Raw genomic sequence first — 3,084 nt, forward strand, 5'->3', positions numbered from 1 at the left:
GAGCAGGGTGCGGCGGGCTTCGGGGGGTGCCTCGGCGAGGAGCCGGCGGGTGACTTCGCGGGCCTGGCCGGACAGGGGCAGGGTGTCGGCGTGGTGGGCGCTGCCGTCGCGGTTCCCGGCGGCTTCGGCGAGGGAGCGGCCGAGGGCGAGGGCGAGGCGGGGGTTGCCGCCGCTGGCCTGGTGGACGCGGCCGGCGATGCGGGCGGGCAGGCCGTGGCGGACGAGGAGTTCGGCGACCTCATCGGCGCCGAGCGGGGGAATGCGCAGCGCGGGGGTGCCGGGGCCGCACAGGGGCTCGGCGACCGGGGTGCCGCCCTGGACGCACTCGGCGACCAGGACCCGGACGCCGGGCGGGGTCAGGCGCAGGGCGAAGCGGAGCAGGTCGGTGGTCTCCGTGTCGAGCCACTGGGCGTTGTCGAGGACGAGGAGGACGGGGCTGCGCTCGGCGAGCGTGCGCAGCACCTCGACGACGGCGAGGCGGAGGGCGACGTGGTCGCGTCCGGCGCGCGGGGTGTCGGTCTCGCGGCGCAGGAGGGCGATGGCGGTGCGCTGGGGTCCGGAGAGCCGTTCCAGGGCGGCGCACGGGACGGAGGCGAGGAGGGCGGCGGCGGAGGCTTCGGGGATCCACCGGTCGGCGGCTTCGGGGGCGAGGGTGAGCACGGTCTCGCGGCGGGCCTCGGCGGCGGCCGCGACGGCGCCGGCCAGGCGGGTCTTGCCCGCGCCGGCGGGTCCGGTGATCAGGGCGCGCCCGTGCGCGGTCAGGGCGTGTTCGACCGCCTTGACCAGTTCAGCGTGTCCGACCGTCGTGTCGGCCCGCCCCGTCGGCGCCACCACGCACCGCCACCCGCCTTTCGCTCCCCTGTGGCTTTCCTGTGAGAGGCGAGAATACGAGGTCGGGTGCCGTGTGGACACGGATTGTGACGCAGAATTCAGTCGGGCAGCACGAAAGCCCCGCGGAGCCGCCGGACCGGGGGTCCGGCCGCTCCGCAGGGTTTCGCCATCCGGGCCTGTCGGCCCGGACTGGCAGGCTCTCAGAACACGAGGTTCCAGGAGTCGATGTAACCGGTGTCGCCGGCGGCGTTGTCGTTGACGCGCAGCTTCCAGGTGCCGTTCGCGACCTCGGAGGAGGCGTTGACGGTGTACTGCTGGTTGATGTTGGCGGTGCTGCCGCCGGAGCGGTTGTGCAGGGTGTAGACCGAGCCGTCCGGGGCGACCAGGTCGACCTTCAGGTCACCGATGTAGCTGTGCTTGATGTCGACGCCCACCTTGAGGGTGGCCGGCGCGTTGCCGGTCACACCGCTGACGGTGATCGGGCTCTCCACGGTCGCGTTGTCGCTGATCGTGTAGTTGACGGTGTTCTCGAGGGCCGGGGTGGTCGGCGTCGAGGTCACGGCGTTGACGGTGGCGGCGGCGTCGGCGAGGCCGCTGCCGCAGCCACCGGTGCAGGTGCCGGCGAGCGGGCGGGCGTTGGCCTTGATGGCCGTCTCGACCTGCGCCGGGGTCAGCGAGGGCGTGGCGGAGACCATGAGCGCGGCGAGGCCCGCGACGTGCGGGGCGGCCATGCTGGTGCCCTGGTAGGGCTCGTAGTTCTCGCTGCCCGGGGTGGTGGCGCCCGTGTTCAGCGTCGAGAGGATGCCGTTCTCGGGGGTGGTGATGGTGCCCGGCGTGTCGGTGGCGCGGCGGGTCTCACCGCCCGGGGCGGCGATGTCGACCTTCGCTCCGTAGTTGGAGTAGAAGGAACGGTCGCCGGTGCGGTTGCTGGCGGCCACGGTGATGACGTTGTTGCAGCTGGCGGGCGAGAAGCCGGCCGCGTCCGCGTTGCTGTTGCCGGCGGCCACGACGACGGTGGTGCCGCGGGCGACGGCCGCGTTGATCGCGTTCTGGTAGCTGGTGGTGCAGGCGCCGGAGCCGCCGAGGCTCATGTTGATGACCTTGGCCGGGGTGGCGTTGGCGGGGACGCCCGCGACGGTGCCGCCGGAGGCCCAGGTGATGGCGTCGACGATGTCCGACGTGGCGCCGCCGCACTTGCCGAGGACGCGGACGGGCTGGATCTTCGCGTTGTACGCGACGCCGGCGACGCCCTTGGAGTTGTTCGTGGCCGCGGCGATGGTGCCCGCGACGTGGGTGCCGTGCCAGGAGGAGTCGCTGGCCTTGGAGCCGGTGCCGCATTCGCCGGCGGCGCTCCAGTCGCCCTGGTCGGCCGGGTTGCTGTCACGGCCGTTGCCGTCGCGGGCGGCGGTGGAGCTGCTGATGAAGTCGTAGCCGGGGACGATGTTCGCGGCGAGGTCGGAGTGCGCGACGTAGCCGGTGTCGATCACGGCGACGGTGACGCCGGAGCCGGTGGTCTTGTCCCAGGCCGCAGGAACGTTCATGCCGGCGGTGGGCTCGAAGAGGTCCCACTGCTTGGCGTAGTCGGTGTCGTTCGGGAGGGCCATCGCGTAGGCGCGGCTGTCCGGCTCGACGTAGGCGACGTCCGGGTCGTTGCGGAACTGGGCCATGAGGTCGGCCGCGTCCTTCGGGGTGGTGGCCCCGCCGAGGCTGACGAGGGCGGCGCCGGTGCCGAGGCGGCGGTCGAACGCGGCCTTCTTGCCGGCCTTCTTGCCCTTGGCGGCGGCGTCGTCCGCGGCGGCCTTGTTGGAGCTGGCCTCGGAGGCGCTGGACTTGTAGCCGACGATCAGGTTCTCGACCGGCGCGGAAGCCGGGGCGGCGGGCGCGCCGGGGGCCGGGAGAGCGGCGGCGGACGGAGCCGGCGCGGGCGCCGCGCCGGGCAGGGCCACGGAGGCGGTGGCGGAGCCGGCCAGCAGGGTGACGGATATCGCCGCCACGGATATCAGCCTGCGTCGCGTTGAGTGCACGGTGTTCCCTTTCGCGGGCCGTTTCCGGGCAGGCCGGAGCGGCCGGTCGGGCTGTGTGGGAGGTGGTTCGGCGACTACGGGGCCGGGGCGGGCTGGTCAGTTCCGCTCCGGCCACCGCTGCTCGCCGCGTTGCCCCGGCCGCATCGGCGGGGCGGGGGCAACGGCGGTGCGGGCGGTCGACCCTGCCGTACGGCTTCGCACCATGTGGGGTTGGGGCGGGGGCCTTTCG

2 protein-coding genes are annotated in these 3,084 nt (G+C 73.9%); both read right to left on the reverse strand.

Annotated elements, in window-relative coordinates:
- Positions 1–834: ATP-binding protein (locus HYE82_RS35395; protein WP_179178331.1), on the reverse strand; the 834-nt coding region annotated here is incomplete at its 3' end.
- 197 nt (positions 835–1,031) lie between these two features.
- Positions 1,032–2,825, reverse strand: a complete 1,794-nt coding sequence (locus HYE82_RS35400) for a S8 family serine peptidase (protein ID WP_309144559.1) — start codon at positions 2,823–2,825, stop codon at positions 1,032–1,034.
- Between the last annotated feature and the right edge of the window lie 259 nt (positions 2,826–3,084).

Source organism: Streptomyces sp. BR123, from assembly GCF_013401435.1.
GTDB lineage: Bacteria > Actinomycetota > Actinomycetes > Streptomycetales > Streptomycetaceae > Streptomyces.